General features: G+C 67.0%; 12 protein-coding genes and 3 tRNA genes. 5 read left to right on the top strand and 10 right to left on the bottom strand.

Going from position 1 to position 16,583, the window contains the following annotated elements:
- Positions 1 to 265: 265 nt before the first annotated feature.
- From Uis4E_RS04035 to gltX, 5 genes are all read right to left on the bottom strand, one after another.
- Positions 266 to 1,705 (bottom strand): metallophosphoesterase, encoded by a 1,440-nt coding sequence (locus Uis4E_RS04035; protein WP_101621978.1) that lies wholly within the window; start codon positions 1,703 to 1,705, stop codon positions 266 to 268.
- 893 nt (positions 1,706 to 2,598) lie between these two features.
- Positions 2,599 to 2,673: transfer RNA gene (locus Uis4E_RS04030), tRNA-Gln, on the bottom strand.
- A gap of 37 nt (positions 2,674 to 2,710) precedes the next feature.
- Positions 2,711 to 2,783, bottom strand: a tRNA-Glu gene (locus tag Uis4E_RS04025).
- 710 nt (positions 2,784 to 3,493) lie between these two features.
- Positions 3,494 to 3,566: transfer RNA gene (locus tag Uis4E_RS04020), tRNA-Glu, on the bottom strand.
- Between the two features lie 317 nt (positions 3,567 to 3,883).
- Positions 3,884 to 5,425, bottom strand: a complete 1,542-nt coding sequence (gene gltX, locus Uis4E_RS04015; RefSeq protein ID WP_101621977.1) for a glutamate--tRNA ligase — start codon at positions 5,423 to 5,425, stop codon at positions 3,884 to 3,886.
- 223 nt (positions 5,426 to 5,648) lie between these two features.
- Here gltX and Uis4E_RS12065 point away from each other — a divergent pair, with 223 nt between their 5' ends.
- The 3 genes from Uis4E_RS12065 (at position 5,649) to Uis4E_RS12305 (ending at position 8,423) form a co-directional block, all read left to right on the top strand.
- On the top strand, positions 5,649 to 5,993 hold the full coding sequence (locus Uis4E_RS12065) for a hypothetical protein (protein WP_207764544.1): 345 nt from the start codon (positions 5,649 to 5,651) through the stop codon (positions 5,991 to 5,993).
- Positions 5,990 to 6,352, top strand: a complete 363-nt coding sequence (locus tag Uis4E_RS04005; RefSeq protein ID WP_101621976.1) for a hypothetical protein — start codon at positions 5,990 to 5,992, stop codon at positions 6,350 to 6,352. Before Uis4E_RS12065 ends, Uis4E_RS04005 begins: the two co-directional genes overlap by 4 nt.
- 154 nt (positions 6,353 to 6,506) lie before the next feature.
- The gene (locus Uis4E_RS12305) at positions 6,507 to 8,423 is read left to right on the top strand and encodes a DUF805 domain-containing protein (protein ID WP_101621975.1); all 1,917 of its coding nucleotides are present in this window, start codon (positions 6,507 to 6,509) and stop codon (positions 8,421 to 8,423) included.
- A gap of 161 nt (positions 8,424 to 8,584) precedes the next feature.
- On the opposite strand, the gene Uis4E_RS03995 is transcribed toward Uis4E_RS12305, so the two are convergent.
- The 4 genes from Uis4E_RS03995 to Uis4E_RS03980 form a co-directional block, all read right to left on the bottom strand.
- Positions 8,585 to 9,973: an N-acetylglucosamine-6-phosphate deacetylase gene (locus Uis4E_RS03995; protein ID WP_207764543.1), complete on the bottom strand. Its 1,389-nt coding sequence runs from the start codon at positions 9,971 to 9,973 to the stop codon at positions 8,585 to 8,587.
- Between the two features lie 98 nt (positions 9,974 to 10,071).
- On the bottom strand, positions 10,072 to 10,884 hold the full coding sequence (gene nagB / locus Uis4E_RS03990; protein WP_101621974.1) for a glucosamine-6-phosphate deaminase: 813 nt from the start codon (positions 10,882 to 10,884) through the stop codon (positions 10,072 to 10,074).
- Between the two features lie 193 nt (positions 10,885 to 11,077).
- Positions 11,078 to 12,184 (bottom strand): hypothetical protein, encoded by a 1,107-nt coding sequence (locus Uis4E_RS03985; RefSeq protein ID WP_101621973.1) that lies wholly within the window; start codon positions 12,182 to 12,184, stop codon positions 11,078 to 11,080.
- Between the two features lie 120 nt (positions 12,185 to 12,304).
- The gene (locus Uis4E_RS03980; protein ID WP_101621972.1) at positions 12,305 to 12,964 is read right to left on the bottom strand and encodes a histidine phosphatase family protein; all 660 of its coding nucleotides are present in this window, start codon (positions 12,962 to 12,964) and stop codon (positions 12,305 to 12,307) included.
- Positions 12,965 to 13,230: 266 nt separating this feature from the next.
- Between Uis4E_RS03980 and Uis4E_RS03975 the strand changes: the two genes are divergently transcribed.
- A complete protein-coding gene (locus Uis4E_RS03975) occupies positions 13,231 to 14,658 on the top strand; it encodes an MFS transporter (protein ID WP_101621971.1) in 1,428 nt (475 codons plus the stop codon).
- A gap of 584 nt (positions 14,659 to 15,242) precedes the next feature.
- Here Uis4E_RS03975 and Uis4E_RS03970 read toward each other — a convergent pair.
- Positions 15,243 to 15,779, bottom strand: coding sequence for a GtrA family protein (locus Uis4E_RS03970; RefSeq protein ID WP_165784846.1), 537 nt, complete (start codon positions 15,777 to 15,779; stop codon positions 15,243 to 15,245).
- Positions 15,780 to 15,956: 177 nt separating this feature from the next.
- Here Uis4E_RS03970 and Uis4E_RS03965 point away from each other — a divergent pair, with 177 nt between their 5' ends.
- Complete coding sequence (locus tag Uis4E_RS03965; protein WP_055427924.1) at positions 15,957 to 16,307, top strand: phenylpyruvate tautomerase MIF-related protein; 351 nt, start codon at positions 15,957 to 15,959, stop codon at positions 16,305 to 16,307.
- Positions 16,308 to 16,583: the final 276 nt, after the last annotated feature.

Below are 16,583 nucleotides of genomic sequence, written 5' to 3'. Positions count from 1 at the left end.
CACCTACATCCCCGGCGGAAACGCGCCACCTCGCCCCCGCCAGCGGGGCTCCCTATACCCCGCAAACGCACTGTTACACAGCCCCGCCGGCGGGGGCTGTCGGCCGCAGGCCGACTGAGGGTGGTCGGCGGCCGCAGGCCACAGGAATGTCGCAGCGGTCGGAGACCGATTCCGTTTCCCGCGGCCTCCGGCCGCTGCCGCACCTCGCCCCCGCTGGCGGGGGCTCCCGGCGAAGCCGGGTGGGGGTGGTCATCACATCCACCAATCACGCGAAGAGGCCCTTGATCTGACCCCAGAGAGTGGGCCTGCGCAACAGGTCGTCGCCTTCGCCGTCCTGCGGGGGCTTCGCGTTCAACGCGTACGTGTACGCCTTCTTCGAACTGGGCTTGCCGACCAGTTCGCCGAACTCCAGCAACTGCGTGCGCGGCTCATGCGGATGACGGATGTCGAATTCGATGAGCCTCGTCGCACGCTTCGCCGGCGCGGGCCCATACGAGCCGAATCCGCAGGTCGGCGTCGCCGCCAACAACACCCCGTCCAGTTCACCGACGAACCAGTTGCGATGGTCATGGCCAGTCGCCACACCTATATAAGGGAACACACCGGCGCGGGCATCATCCGCATCGGCATCACCGATCACGCGGGCGTCATCCGCATCATCCGTCACCGCGCGAATCGCCGCATCGTCGCCGCGCAACACCGCGAACTCACGCGACGCATCCGGGCAGCTGATGCCCTCACCCAGATATCCGCCGGGACGCACCTTCGCCTCATCCAGCACGTAATACCGCGCGGCGTGGTCGCGATACCCCTGCATCGCGTACGGCGTGGTCGCGGTGACGGGCGTGAGCAGATCGTAATACTCCGGCAGCGGCATGTGCTGGAACAGGGCGGACCGCGCGCCGATCATCGCCGGCACGCGCGCGAGGAACGCGAGCGCGTCGTCCGCCGGCGCGGCGAACCCGCCACCGTGCGCGTAATCGCCGGAATCGAGGACGACGATGCCGAGCACCGTGCGCTTGTGCGCCTCGTCGGCGACGGGCAGCGCGAACGTGCCCGCCGCATGCGGGTAGACGACCTGATCGGGCAGCAGCGAATGCGCCGACAGCACATCCGCCTCCACGCCCGGCGTCGGATTCACGCAACCGGGGAACTCGCGGTAGATCGCGTCAAGCTCGTCGTTCGACAAACCGCACTGGAAATCATGATTGCCGTACGTGACGGCGAACGGCACCCTGCGCGCGATCAGCGGCGCGAGGAACTGGGCGATCGCGCCGCGCACCGACTCGCGCGTGCGCTCGTGCGCCGCGGCGGCGGTTGCGGCGTCGGCCGGGTCGGTCGCGGCGGTTGCGGTGCCGGATGCGGCGGATGCGGATGCGGCGGCGTCGGCGGGGGCGCTCCAGCGGCGTTTGCGGAACGTCTCGGCGAACGCGGGATCATAACCGGCGATCTGGTTGCCGGTGAAGACGACCAGATCGGGGCGGACCGCGTCGAGACTCGCCTCGATGAGCCGAATCGTGTCCTTCGCGACCTTCGGACCGTCCTGAATGTCGGCGACCTGCAGCACACGGAACTTGCCGGAATGGTGGAACTGAAGACGCCCCAGACGGGCCGACACGGACAGCGGACGGGTGTCCCCCGTCTCCGCCGGTCGGATCCTCGGCCTTGAAGACAGCCCCTCGGGCGCGCGCGTGTTTTCCGTCATGGCTCCTACTGTAATGCGCCCGGCCGCAATGCGCCTACCGCAATGTGTTGCGGCGCGGTTCGCGCGGTGCGGATGTCGAGGACGGCCGACACGAACATCACGGACAGCCGGGGCGAACATCACGGACGACCGGCGCAAGAAATCCCGGGAATCCGCCTTATCGCCCGGGATTCTTTGCACTGAGATGACGTCAACGCAATGATTCCCGGACAACAGCCGCTTCCCCCGGGATTCTTCGCACTGAGATGGCATCAACGCAATGATTCCCGGACAACAGCCGCTTCCCCCGGGATTCTTCGCACTGAGATGGCATCAACGCAATGATTCCCGGACAACAGCCGCTTCCCCCGGGATTCTTCGCACTGACCATGCCTCAACACAATGATTCCCGGGCAACAGGGATAATCGCCGGGATTGTTTGCGCTGAGGAACAATCCGTTGTTACTGAGCCCTCGACCCGGGCTATAGGAACCGACCTCCAACCCTTAACCCTCGTCTTCCGCAACCCCGACAACTGCATCACCAGAAGCCGGCTCCACACCGGTGGATTCAGACAAGCCATCCAATCCCACCTCTAACCCCAACCCCTACACGCCAAAATGCGAAGAGCCCCTTAACCCCCTAGACCCGGCCATAAACACCACGTCTGGTTCCTATAGCCCCAACATGGCGACCTGTCATTAATCCCCGACGCAGTCGATGACTCGGTCAAGGCCGCCCGCGCCCTATGCGATGCAATCATCGACGTCAGCAAGACCCATAAAATCGACGAACAACGCCCCCGTCACGCGAAGACCCGACCATTCTGACCGGTCTAAAGCACCACGTTTGGTTCCTATAGCCCGTAAAGGACGCTGAAACAAGAAAACCCCCGCTTGCGCGAGGGTTTTCATTGGCTGGGGTGCCTGGACTCGAACCAAGAATGGCTGAACCAGAATCAGCTGTGTTGCCAATTACACCACACCCCAATTTGGCTGGCGTGTAACTCCGAAGAGTTCCGCGTCGTACCCCCAACCGGATTTGAACCGGTGTTGGCGCCGTGAGAGGGCGTAGTCCTAGACCGCTAGACGATGGGGGCTTATTCTGTTTTCGACGTTTCCGCCGTGTTGTTTGGTTCTTGGTGAACCGCGCAACGAGTGATTAATATACGCGCATGCGGGTACGTGCGCAACTTACGGCGTGTCGCCAGTGTTTCCAACGGTTTTGAGCATCACCAGACGGCGTCCGGCACACGTCCGCATCCCCATATTCGCGGCATATCGCGCACGAAATCGCTCCGCACCGCTCCGCCGCGCATACCGTCACACAGCCACCGCACACGCCCGCGCATACATGCCCGCGCGTACGTACGCAACGCGACGTTCGACCACGCCGACGAACCCTGCCCGTCGTACCGGCATACCGGCGTACGTTCACGACGGGATTATCGACGTCCACCGTGGCAAACGTACGGTGAGGAATCGTCAGTGTACGTTTGCCACGGAAAGAATGGATAATCCCCTCGCAAACGTACGGCGAGGAATCGTCAGCGTACGTTTGCCACGGAAAGAATGGTTAATCCCCTCGCAAACGTACGGCGACGGAGACAGTACGGCGACGGAGACCTACGGCGAGGAGAAACACGCGACGAAGTGGATGTACGGCGAGGAGCGGGCGATATGAGCGGCAGGCAAACGGCGGCGGCCGAAACGGACGTGCCGGCAACGGCCGACGCCGACGGGAGCGCCGACAGGAATGGGCGGATACGCGAAGGACCCCGACTCGATGAGCCGGGGTCCTTCCTGTTCGTACCCCCAACCGGATTTGAACCGGTGTTGGCGCCGTGAGAGGGCGTAGTCCTAGACCGCTAGACGATGGGGGCGTATTCATTTGTCGGTGTTTCCACCCGCCGCGGCGAACCACAACGAGTGATTAATATACGGGAGCCGCACGACTTCGTCAACATCGGCGTGTCACATTGTGATTCCTTGGTTGACAACTCTGCTGTAACCGCTTTCCGCCATCCAGCCCGGCGACTTCCGGCCACTTTCCCAGTGACCGACGAATCGCCCCGCTCTCCGACAAAGAGCGGGGCGATTCCGATTCTCACGAGCCGTGGCTCACGGCCTTATACCGGCACCGAACCTACGGGCCACCTACGAGGCCCGCATAGACCGCACCACCGGCGCATCAGGCACGTCACAGGTGAGCGCGCAGGCCCTTGAGGCGCGCGAGGGTCAGGTCGCGGCCGACGATCTCCATGGACTCGAACAGCGGCGGGGAGACGCGGCGGCCGGACATGGCGACGCGCACCGGGCCGAAGGCGAGGCGCGGCTTGTAGCCGCCATCCTCCACGAGCGCCTTGTTCAGCGTCTCGTGCAGGGTGTCGGTCTTCCAATCATCCTCAGAGACGGCTTCCAACGCGGCGATCGCCAGGTCGAGCACGGCCGGCGCGGAGTCCTTGAGCTGCTTCTTGGCGCCATCGTCCGGCTCGATGTACTCGTCGGTCGACAGCAGGGAGCCAACCATGCCGGCGACCTCGCCGAGCAGGCGCACGCGCGTCTGGACGAGCGGCGCGGCGGCGGTCAGGATCTCCTGCTCGCGGGAGGTCAGCGCGTCCCACGAATCCGCGGAGACCACGCCGTCGCGCTTGAGGTACGGCACGGAGCGACGCAGGAAGTCCTCGGGCTCGAGCATACGCACATGCTCGGCGTTGATGGAGATGGCCTTGTCGAGGTCGAAGCGGGCCGGGTTGGCCTTGACGTCGCGCACGTCGAACTTGGCGATCATCTCGTCCATCGAGAACACGTCGCGGTCGGGCGCGATGGACCAGCCGAGCAGCGCGAGGTAGTTGAGCAGGCCCTCGCGGATGAAGCCGGCGTCGCGGTGGTTGAACAGGTTGGATTCCGGATCGCGCTTGGAGAGCTTCTTGTTGCCCTGGCCCATCACGTACGGCATGTGGCCGAACAGCGGGGTCTGCTTGGCGATGCCCAGCTCGATCAGGTAGCGGTAGAGCACGATCTGGCGCGGGGTGGAGCTCAGCAGGTCCTCGCCGCGCAGCACGACGTTGATGTCCATCATCGCGTCGTCGACCGGGTTGGTGAGCGTGTACAGCGGGTCGCCGTTCGGGCGGACGATCACGTAGTCCGGCACGGAGCCGGCCTTGAACTCAATGGTGCCGCGGATGAGGTCGTCGAAGGCGATGTCCTCGTCGGGCATGCGGATGCGCAGCGCCGGCTTGCGGCCTTCGGCGCGGAAGGCGGCCTTCTGTTCCTCGGTCAGGTTGCGGTCGTAGCCGTCGTAGCCGAAGGCCTTCGGACGGCCGGCGGCCACGTTGCGGGCCTCGATCTCCTCGGGCGTGGAGAAGGATTCGTAGGCGTAGCCGGCTTCGAGCAGCTTGGCGGCGACGTCCTTGTAGATGGCGGTGCGCTCGGACTGGCGGTACGGGCCGTGGGGACCGCCCACGTCGATGCCCTCGTCCCAGTCGATGCCCAGCCAGCGCAGGGATTCGAGGATCTGGTTGTAGCTTTCCTCGCTGTCGCGCTGGGCGTCGGTGTCTTCGATGCGGAAGACGAGCTTGCCGCCGGTGGCGCGCGCCTCGGCCCAGTTGAACAGGGCGGTGCGGATCATGCCGACGTGCGGGGTGCCGGTCGGGGACGGGCAGAATCGGACGCGCACGTCCTTCGGCAGTTCGGGCTTGTGGTTTTTCGCGGATTCGTTCGCGTGTTCGGCTTCAGTCATAGTCCCCTATTGTGCCGCGCGTGCCGGACGCGCGGGATGCGTCGCCCTCCGGCCGACGTCCGCCGCGTCCGCCCGCGTTTCACGCTTGTCAACCGGGTTGTCCACAACCGCCCACCGCCCACTCGTCATCGTGGACCTCCTGCCCCGGCGGCCCTATCATCGACGGATATCCGCGAGACCTGTCCCGGCAGATGCGGGACACCCGACATAGGAGCCGATGACGATGACGCACGACGACCACGACGACACCCATCGGTTGTATGACAATCGTCATACAACCGACTACAATGAGCGACAACCCCCGAGAATCGAGATTCATCCGCACGCACTGCACACGCACCACATCGAGCGCAGCCAGATCGAATCAGCCTTCGCCACGCGAATCGGACCGGCACGCATCCGCAGCCGCGACCGGAACGCCGAACCACCCCGTTGGGCGACCATCGGCTTCGATCAGCAGCAGCGCCTCATCGAACTGGTGTACGTGAAAACGGCCGACCCGGAGCCGCTGGTCATCCACGCGAACTATCTCACCAAGGGGTTCTTCAAGGAATGGAGCAAGGCATGACACAGTACATCGCCGAAGACGGCACTCCCATCACCGACGACATGATCGAACGCTGGGCACGGGAAGCCGAAGACGGATTCCCCGGCGCCACGATTACCCGCGAACCGGATCCGTTCCCGGCCGGCAAATCCGATATGAGGGCGCATACCATACGCGTTCCGGACGAGCTGTGGGAGCTGGTGGAGACCGCCGCCCGAACCAAACGGATGACGCCGAGCGAGTACACCAGACAGGCGCTCAGCGAAAGTCTCGCACAGTCCGGACTCACCCGCGAGGAGAAAATCCTCGTCTACGCCCGGACACATAGCCTCACCCGCGAGGCGGCCATCAACGAACTGCTCGACAAGGCCTTGGCCTGATCGGGACACAGGCCGGAAGCGCGAGACCACCGGACGCGTGCGGGCGGCGGGGAAGCGCCGCCGGGCGGAATCGGCGGGAACCGTGACGGGCTCCGTACAATGGGAGCGGAACCATATCGGGAGATCATGGCGATCATGATTCGAAAGGGGAAGCATGAGCGATCCGAACCACACGCCGCTGCCGCCGAATCCGGCGCAGCCGCAGCAACCCGGCGGGGAAGGGACTCCGGGGGATTCCGGCGCCCAGACCAACGCCAATCCGAATAATCCCAACGCCTACGTCCAGCCGATGCCGCCGCAGTACGGGCAGCAGCCGGCCTACGGGCAGCCCGCGCAGCAGCCCACGCAGCAGCCCGCCTACGGGTATGCGCAGCCCGCGTACGGCCAGCCTGCGTACGGCGCCCCCGCGCAGCCGGTCCAGCCCGCACAGCCCGCTTACGGCCAACCCGCGCAGCCGGGCTACGCACAGCCCGGATACGCGCAGTACGGCCAACCCGCGCAGCCGGGATCCGGCTACGCGCAGTACGGCCAGCCGGCCCAGCCGATGCCGCCGCAGTACGGTCAGCCCGCCTTCCCCACCTATCCTCAGTCGCCGCAGTCCGCGACGACCGCGACGCCGGACGTTCCCGCCGCACCGGTCACTCCCGAGACGCCCGTCACGCCCGCCGCCCCGGCCGCTCCTGAGGCACCCGTCACCTCGACGGCTACGCCCGCGGCCGCCCAGCCGACGACCGACGACGACTACGATGCCGACGCGACCGTGCTGGGCAGCGCCCACCCGGTACCGCCGGCCGCAAACGTGAATGTCGATGCCGACGCATCGCACGCCGACGCATCGCACGCCGACGCGGCTCCGCTGCCGCCTGCAACGACGCCGGCCGAGCCGGAGCCGACGCCGGGATCGACGCCGTTCGGCTCCCCCGCGTCCGACGCCCAGGGCGTGCCGTTCCCCGGCTCCCCCGCATCCCCCGCGCCGGGCACCCCCTACGGCGCTTCTGCGCCCGTGCCCGCGCCAGCCGCGCCAGCAGCACCCGCACCAGCCGCGCCGGCACCCAACCCGTACGCGTACGCAGCCGGCGAACCGTCGATCGACGAGCCGTACTACGGCTGCTCGATCGGCACGGCGTTCCTCCGTTTCTGGAAGAAGTACGTCGTGTTCTCCGGCCGCGCCTCGCGCAGCGAGTTCTGGTGGGTGATCCTGTGCAACGTGCTCGTCGGATTCGTCCTCGGACTGTTCACCGCGATCGTCTACCGCGCGACCGGCGTGAATCTCGGATTCCTCATCACCCTGTACGAGCTCGCCGTCATCATCCCGACGCTGTCGCTGTCGGTCCGTCGTCTGCATGACACGAACAAGCCCGGCTGGTGGATCGCGATCATCTACGGCGTGATGTTCGTGGCCGGCATCCTCCAGGCCGTGGGCGGCGCGTCGTTCATCGTCGGCGGCATCGGCAGCCTGTTCGGCGGCGACCGCGGCTACGGTGCGGCAGCGGCCGGCGGCGGCGTCATGTTCATCCTCGGCATCGTGCTGGAGATCGCCGCGAGCATCGTCTACATCGTGTTCATGGCCCAGTCGAGCAAGCCGGAAGGCGCCCGTTTCGACAAGGCTCCCGTCGCCGCGGCGCCTGCGACGCCGTACGGCGTTCCGGCTCCGGGCGCCCCGTACGGCGCCGCTCCGGGCAATCCCTACACGCCCGACCCGAACGCCGTTCCGGTGTACAGCACGTCGACGCCCGGCTACGCGGCGGGCGACGCGCCGGTCCCGCCCGCGCCGGCCGCCGACGGCACGGCGCCGGCCGCGCCCGACGTGCCGGTTCCCGGCGACGTTCCGGCCGCTCCGGCCGCGCAGGACGATCCGTTCGCCGTGCCCGCGCCCGCCGACCCGTTCGCGGTTCCGGCCACGACCGAACCGGCCACGACCACCCAGACCGACAACGGCGACAACGACGACAATGTCGACATGGACGCGACCGTGCTGGGCAATCTCCCGCACACCGGCGGCCAAGTCCAGCCGAACGTCCAGCCGTCCGATCCATATGGCCAAGGACAGAAGCCCTGGCAGGGACAGTGACCGCCCGATGACTCCGGGCCGGTCACGGCTCACTCCCGCACGATAACGGTTCGCTCCCTGGTCTGCCACGGAAACACGTGGCAGACCAGGGAGCGAACCGTTACTTATAGGAGCGGAACCGTATCAGCCCCTGACCGCCGGCCCCGGACCGGCCCCGCCGGTCAGCGCAGGGCGCGGCCGGCGCACCACACGTGCCGCACGGCCCACGTGGCCGGGTCGAGCAGGTTGAGGTCGGCGGCGTACCCGGGAGCGACCAGACCGATCGGCGCACCGGTCACCGGGTTCGGCCGGTCGAATCCGAACGCGCGCGCCGGGGTGAGCGTCGCCGCCTCCACGGCCGCGGTCGGCTCGAATCCCAAGGCGAGCACGGCGCGCTGCACCGCCACCTCCAATACGAGCGTCGACCCGGCGATCGCGCCGTTGGAGACGAGCCGCGCGTGCCCGTCGACCACGTTCACGTCGAGTTCGCCGAGCTTGTACGCGCCGTCCGGGCATCCGGTGGCGGCCATCGCGTCGGTCACGAACGCGATCCGGTGCGGCGCGAACCCGAATCCCAACCGCACCATCGGATCGTCCACGTGGAACCCGTCGTTGATGAGTTCGATCGTGACGCGCGGATCCTCCACGGCCGCCGGAATCGGTCCCGGCTCGCGGTGACGCAGGCCGTTCATCGCGTTGAACATGTGCGTCATGATGCCCGCGCCCGCGTCGAACCCGGCTTTCGCGGTCGCGTAATCGGCGTCGCAATGCCCGACCGCGGGCACGACGCCCGCCGCCGCGAACCGTCGGATCGCCGAAATGCCGTGTTCCAGCTCCGGCGCGATCGTGACCTGACGGATGCAGCCGAGCCGTCCCGCGCCGCCGACGCCCGCCGCCGTATGCCGGCCGACCGGCCGCGCCGACGCGCCGGCACCACCACCGACACCACCGGCACCGGCGCCGCGCGCCCCGGCCACATACCCGGACGCCTCCAGCATCTCGTCGACGATCTCGTCGACCGGATCCTTCAGGCAGTTCGGATCATGCGCGCCCTTGCGCTTCAACGCGAGGAACGGACCCTCCAGATGGCATCCGAGCACGTCCGGCCGCCCCGACGCCATCACGTCGCGCACCGTGCGGATGTTGCGGCACATCACGTCCACCGGATTCGTGATCAGCGACAGCACCTGCCGCGTCGTGCCGTGCATGGCGTGCCCGGCGCGCGCCACGTCGATGCCGTCCGCGCCGTCGTCGAACGAACGCTCCCACGCGCCATGCGCGTGGATGTCGACGTATCCGGGCGTGAGGATCATCCCGTCCGCGTCGATCACCGTCTCGCGCGACGCCGGATCGAGACCGACCGTGCGGCACGCGTGCTCGAACGCCTCCTCGCCGTCGCCGCCGCGCGCGACGCCGGACGCGACGATCACGCCGCGAGCGTCCGATACCGTCCACCAACCGTCGCGCACGCCCGCGGCGTCCACCTTGCGCGCGCCGCGGATCGCGACCGGGTGCGGCGCGCCGTGCAGCGCCGCCGTCACCCGCGCGACCGTCTCGCTTCTGTCAGTCATATTCGTTCCTTCCATCGTGATGTCGTATCACGGCTCTTCCGACCACCCTCAGTCTCGCTACGCGAGCCAGCTCCCGCCGGCGGGAGCAAGGGAATGCGTCAGATGCCCTGCCAGGCGGGCTTGTGGGCGTAGGCGTAGCGGTAGTAGTCCTTGTGGCGCAGGCGGCTGGCGGCCTCCTCGTCGATGATGATCGTGGCGTGCGGGTGCAGCTGGAGGGCACTCGCCGGGCAGAACGCGGAGACGCCGCCTTCGACGGTCTCCTCGATGGCCTCGGCCTTGCCGGCGCCGAACGCGAGCAGCACGAGATGCCTCGCCTTGAGGATCGTGCCGATGCCCTGCGTGATGCAGTGGGTCGGCACCTGGTTGATGTCGTCGTCGAAGAAGCGCGCGTTGTCGATGCGGGTCTGCTCGGCGAGGGTCTTGACGCGCGTGCCGGAGGCGAGCGACGAGCCGGGCTCGTTGAAGCCGACGTGGCCGTCGGTGCCGATGCCGAGGATCTGCACGTCGATGCCGCCCGCGGCCTCGATCGCCGCGTCATAGGCGGGGCCGGCGGCGGCGATCTTGTCGCCGTCCTCCAACGGCGCGCCGTTCAGCACGTCGCCGGGCACGTGGACCTTGGCCGGGTCGAGGCCCAAGGGCTCCACGACGGTGCGGTGGATGGTCGAATGGTAGGACTCCGGGTGGTCGAGCGGCAGGCCCAGATACTCGTCGAGCGCGAAGCCGCGCACCTGGGAGACGTCGATGTGCTCCTCCTTCACGATGCCGGCGAGCGCCTGGTAGGCGGCGAGCGGGCTCGATCCGGTGGCGAGGCCGAGGACCGCGTCGGGCTTGGACTTGATGAGGTCGGCGACGCAGCGGCCGTAGATCGCGCCGGCCTCCGCTTCGGTCTTGACGATGATGATTTCCGCCATGGTGCTTCCTTGCTTCCTTTCCGCATGTCACGCGGCGGACCGGCTCCGTCGCCGGTCGTGGCATCCGCCATGCTTCCTTCATCGTAATCGACCCGCACCATTAATGCAAACCTTCTTTACATTAACGGTGCGGGTCGTTGCGCCCGCGACGGAGGACGCCGTGGCGGCCGGTTCCGTTCCCGGCATGCCGGGTCTACAGCTCGACGGTCTCCGTGTTGTCGTTCTTGACGTGCGCGAATTTGGCGGCGAGCGCGGCCTTGTTGCGTTTCTCGTCCTCCTCCTTCGCCTTCTTCTTGGCGGCGGCGGGGTCCCACAGCACGTCCTCGCGATGCTTCGCCCATTCGGCGGCGGCGAGCGGCGCGACGAACGCGGCGGTCGCGTCGAGCGTGGCGGCGTCCCCCACGCCTGCTGTCGCGCCTTCCGCCGCTTCCGTCGCGGCGTCGGCGAGCGCGGCGGCGCGGGCGGCGAGCAGGTCGCGGACCTGCACGTCGGTCAGGCAGATGCGCGGCACGGAGATCTGTTCGCGCAGCTCGTTGACGACGAGCAGCAGCGGCAGCACGGCACGCACGGCTGCGGCGTCGACGGGCGTGTCGGCGGCGACCGGAGCGGAGGCCGCGTCGCCGGCACCGGAGTCCTCGACGGCGGCGAGCAGCGCGTCGCACACGGTGAGCGCGGCCGCGAACCGGTGCGCCATCGCGTCGACGAGCGCGGGCGACGGCTCGAACGCGTCGTCGTCGACCGGCATGGCGGCGGCACCGGCGGCGTCCGCGGCACCGGCCGCGCCGCCGGACGCGCCGCCATCGCCGGTACCGTCGGAACCGCCGTCGGCGACCGCGTACTCCCCCGCGTCGAACGTGCCGTCGTTCACGGCGGCTTCGACGGCGTCCAACGTCCCGTGCACGCGCACGGACGCGGCGTCGTCCCACGTGACGCCGAGGTCGGCGGCGACGTCGTCGACGAGCGTCGCGTCGCCGGTGTCGGAGAAGTCGGCGATCGCGTCGTAGGCGTCGTTGGCGGCGAGCAGCGCGTCGACGATCGTCTGCGGGCGTCCGGGAATCGCGTCCGCGCCCTCGTACACGTATTCGGCGTCGGGCACGGTCACGTCCTCGCCGGTGAGGATGCGGGCGAAGGCGCGCGTCACGCGCACCTGCAGGTTCTCGCCGTATTTCGCGTCGTTGTCCATGCGCATCGCGTCGGTGAGCGGCCACAGCGCGATGAGGCGCGCCGCCTCGCGCGCCGCCTCGCGCACGGCGGGCGCGGCGGCCACGCGCGCGATGCTTGCGGTGTTCAGTTCGGTCATGTTGCTCCTTTGCGTCCTGTGCGGGAGACCCGCGGGCGACCACCCTCAGTCTCGCTGGCGCTCGACAGCTCCCGCCGGCGGGAGCAGGTCCCCCATCCACGTGTCGATTCTAGTGTGCGTCTATTGGATTCCGGCGGCGGGGTCGACATACGTGATGGACATCACACGGCCGGTCTCGCAGTCGAACGTGATGGAGGTGATCGAGGCGAGCGCGGTGTGGCGCAGGAACATCCAGTGTTCGGCGTGACCGGTTTCGAGCAGGTGGCGGAACGACCAGATCGGCGATTCGTGGCTGACGACGATGATCTGCTCGCCGGGATGCTGGCGGACCTTCTCGCGCGCGAAGTCGCCGACGCGCGCGGCGATGTGCGCGTACGACTCGCCCCAGCTGGGCTTCCACAGGTTCGCGACGAGCTTCCAGTTGCCGTTCCTCCACAGGGCGCCTTCGCCGTGGCCGATGCGCTTGCCTCGGAACTCGTTGCCGGCCTCGATGACGCGTTCGTCGGTCGTGAGCGTGAGCGGCTCCTGCCCGCGCGCCTCGCGCACCGGGTTCAGCGCGGCGAGGATCGCGCCGGCGGTCTCGCGCGTGCGGTCGAGCGGCGACGAATAGACGGCGGACACGGTGTTCATCTGCGGGCTGGCGGCGATGTACGCGCCGGTCGCCTCGGCCATGCGGCGGCCCACGTCGGACAGGTGGAAGTCGGGCAGACGCTCATAGAGCAGGTGATCGGGGTTGTACACCTTGCCGTGGCGGACGAAATGGATGGTGGTGGCGGTCATCGCCGGCCTCCTTCGGAAATCGGTGGACGGTTCGCGGTATGCATTCCGGATATGCATTCCAATCTACCGCGGTGCGGCCGCGTGTCGCGGCGCACGCGCGCGTAGAGTGGCCGCGACGCAAACGTGCGTGCATGCGCGGGAGCCCGCGGACGCACTCCTTTGCGCGACCAACAGGACAAGCACACATCATTCGATGAGGGCTTCGCCGGCCAACGCCACGGCCGTCGGGGGACATCCAATCGGGAGCGGAAAGGAGAAGGTGCAGTATGTCCAGCAACGTCATCACAGGAATCAAGGATGTCGCCGGCAAGGTGTTCGGCGGGTATGCGGAGCTGCTGCGCATCCCGCACACGGCACGGTATTCGATCGGCGGCGTCGTCGCGTGCATGCCGTTCCCGATGATCGGCATGACGATCACGATCTCCGTGCAGCATTATTACGGCAACTATTCGCTCGCCGGCATGCTGACCGCGATCCAGGCGATCGCGCTGGCCGTCGCGACGCCGCTGCTCGGCAAGCTCACCGACAAATTCGGCCAGCGTCAGGTGTCGATTCCGACGATCATCGTGTGGATCGTCGCGGCGATCGCACTGACCACGTCAATCACGAACCGCGCGCCGGAATGGGTGCTGTACTGTCTGACGCCGTTCCTCGCCGCGATCCCGCCGTGGGGCGCGATGAGCCGCGCGCGCTGGACGCGCCTGCTCAAGGGCGACCGCGAACGCACCGACCGCGCGCTGTCGCTGTGCGGCGTGCTCGACGAATGCATGTGGGTGGTCGGCAATCCGCTCGCCTCGACTTTGGCCGTGATCTCCGGTCTGCTCGCGTTCTCGTTCACCGGCGTGTGCGTAATCGTCGGCGCGTTGATGTTCCTCACGGAACTTTCGACCGAACCGCCGTCGCAGTCGGACCTCGCGCGGGCGGAAGGTATCTCGCGCAAGGAGTACCGCGCGCGCGAGGCGGCGAAGGCGGAGGCGCTGCGCGCCGAGACCGCCGCCGAGGAGACGCGCCGTCGTCTGCGCCGCGAGGGCGTGACCGACGAGGCGGTTGTTTCACGTGAAACGCTGCGCGCGATCGAAGAGGCGAAGCAGGGGCGGAAGGCGTCGATCTGGGGGCCGGGACTCATCGCCGTGTGCGTGACGTGGTTCGGTCTGGGCGCGTTCCAGTCGGCCGCCGGCATCTCGATCATCGCGTTCGCGACCGAGTCGGACATGAAGCAGTACACGGGATTCGTGTTCGCGTGCTTCTCGATCAGCTCGCTGTGCGGCGCGCTCGTGTACGGCGCGAAGAACTGGACGATCCCGCTGTGGAAACGGTTCTACTTCTGCCTCGCGGTGGTGAACCTCGGCATCGGGTCGTTCATGTTCGCGAAGCACCTGTGGGTCATCATGATCATCTACCTGCTGATCGGCGTATGCCAGGCGCCCACGTGGATCAACGGCAACCAGCTGATGCTGCACCTCGTGCCGCCGTCGCGGCTCACCGAGGGCATGGCGTGGATGGGCGCGATGAACTCGATCGGCTCCTCCGCCGGATCGGCGATCGCCGGCCAGTTCATCGACCGCATGGGCTCGCACGGCGGCTTCATGGTCGTCACCGTCCTGGCGATCGGCTCGCTCGCGATCGCCCTCGTAGGCCTCAAACAGATCAAGACCTCCACCGAGCAGCCCACCCTCACCGAAGTGAGCGTGTGAGGTGGCATCGGCGTGAGGCAAGTGCCAGCGTGAGGCAAGTGCCAGCGTGAGGCAAGTGCCAGCGTGAGGCAAGTGCCAGCGTGAGGCAAGTGCCGGCGTGAGGCAAGTGCCGGCGTGAGCCAAGTGCCGGCGTGAGGCAAGACGCTCGCGTCCGGCAACCACCCTCCGGCGCTACGCGCCACCTCCCGCCAGCGGGAGGAAGACACGGACCCGCCTCGCCGTTTGCCACTTTCGATATTGGTAATAGACCTCCCGCCAGCGGGAGGAAGACACGGACCCGCCAAAGACGGGACAGTATCATCCGCCCCCGCTGGCGGGACCATCTCGACGACGGCATCGCACAGCCTTGGACCTCACCGTCATTCGCCCCCGCTGGCGGGGGCTGTCGGCGAAGCCGACTGGGGGTGGTCGGCGACTGCGCACCCGGCGGACGCCCCAACAGGCAGCTCAAACGACTACCACCAGACACACATTCTGGCCTACACCCCTCAGATACCCCGTGAAATGCAGAGACCCGTGTGATGGATGTCCATCCACACGGGTCTCTGCGTTTCACGGGCCACCCCCCTCTTGGCACCAGCCCTTTACTTCGGCCAGCCCTTCGGGGTGTGCTCCAAAGACCAGACGCCGAGCTTGTGGGAGAAGCTGTTCTGCCACTTCTCCTCGAGCTGTTCGGCGGTCAAGCGGTTCTCGGCGGACTTGAGACGGTTCATCGCGTTCGTGTGGGTGTCGTCGAGCAGCCACTTGCGGATGAGGAAGTTCCACACCATCACCACGGCGGTGGCGATCAGCTTGCCGACGTTCGTGCGCAGCAGGTACTCCGCGTGCTGCGTGACGTAGGCGTCGTGGTTCATGCCGTAGGTGGAGATCCAGATGATCGCGTCGTTCATGAACAGGCCGATCACCGCGCCCACGACGAAGATGACGATCTCCATCCAGCGGGCCATGTCGTCACGATGCTTGAACACGAACTTCATGCTCGCCAGATAGTTGAAGATCAGCGAGATGATGAACGAGATGGTGGCGGCGATCACGTTGTGCATGTGGAACACGCCGACCAGGATGTTGAGGATGCCCCAGTCGATGATGAAGGCGATCACGCCGACGATGCCGAATTTCATAAGCTGTGCGATCAGTTTTCTCACAAAGGGCCATTCAACACCATCCATCTGACCGGCAGGCCGCTCCCCCGCCGGTCAGCCAACAATCTCCCCATTCGTCGAGCCGGCCGGCGGGTACCGGTCCACAACCGCGCGGCGATAGACTGGAGCGGAAGCATCCACCATCAAGGAGGAATCATGCCCGTCATCCATACCCATGTGTCCGTGAAGACCACGAAGGAGCAGCGCGAGGCGCTGAAGGCCGCGTACGGCAAGGCGATCACCGCTGTGCCCGGCAAGTCCGAAGGCTGGCTCATGTGCCCGTTCGAGGACGACATGCCGATCTACTTCGGCGGCTCCGACGACCAGCCGGCCGCCTACGTGGAGGTCAACGTGTTCGGCCGCGGCGCCATCCCCGGCTCCGCCTGGGAGAAGCTCACCCAGCAGATCATGGCCGCGCTCAACAGCGAGCTCGGCATCCCCGAGGACCGCACGTACATCCGCTACACCGCCACCTCCGACTGGGGCTGGAACGGCGGCAACTTCTGAACCGAACGAATCTCGTCCGCGGCTTTCCGCCGCGCTCGGCACAAGAATTCCCGGAAGAAAACCCAATCTTCCGGGATTTATTGCACTGACTATGTCTCAGCGCAATGATTCCCGGAAATCATCCGCTTCATCCGGGAATTGTTGCACTGGCAAACAGTCAGCGCAATGAATCCCGGAAAAAGCCACATATTCCCGGGAATCATTGCGCTGGCGTCCTATGCACCCACGCACTCCATGCCACTGTTATGGCGGTGACGACCAAATATGGAAAACCCC

Source organism: Bifidobacterium parmae (assembly GCF_002860365.1).
Classification (GTDB): Bacteria; Actinomycetota; Actinomycetes; order Actinomycetales; family Bifidobacteriaceae; genus Bifidobacterium; species Bifidobacterium parmae.
The sequence above is the reverse complement of the archived record's forward strand: the minus strand, read 5'-3'. Positions and strand labels throughout refer to the sequence as shown.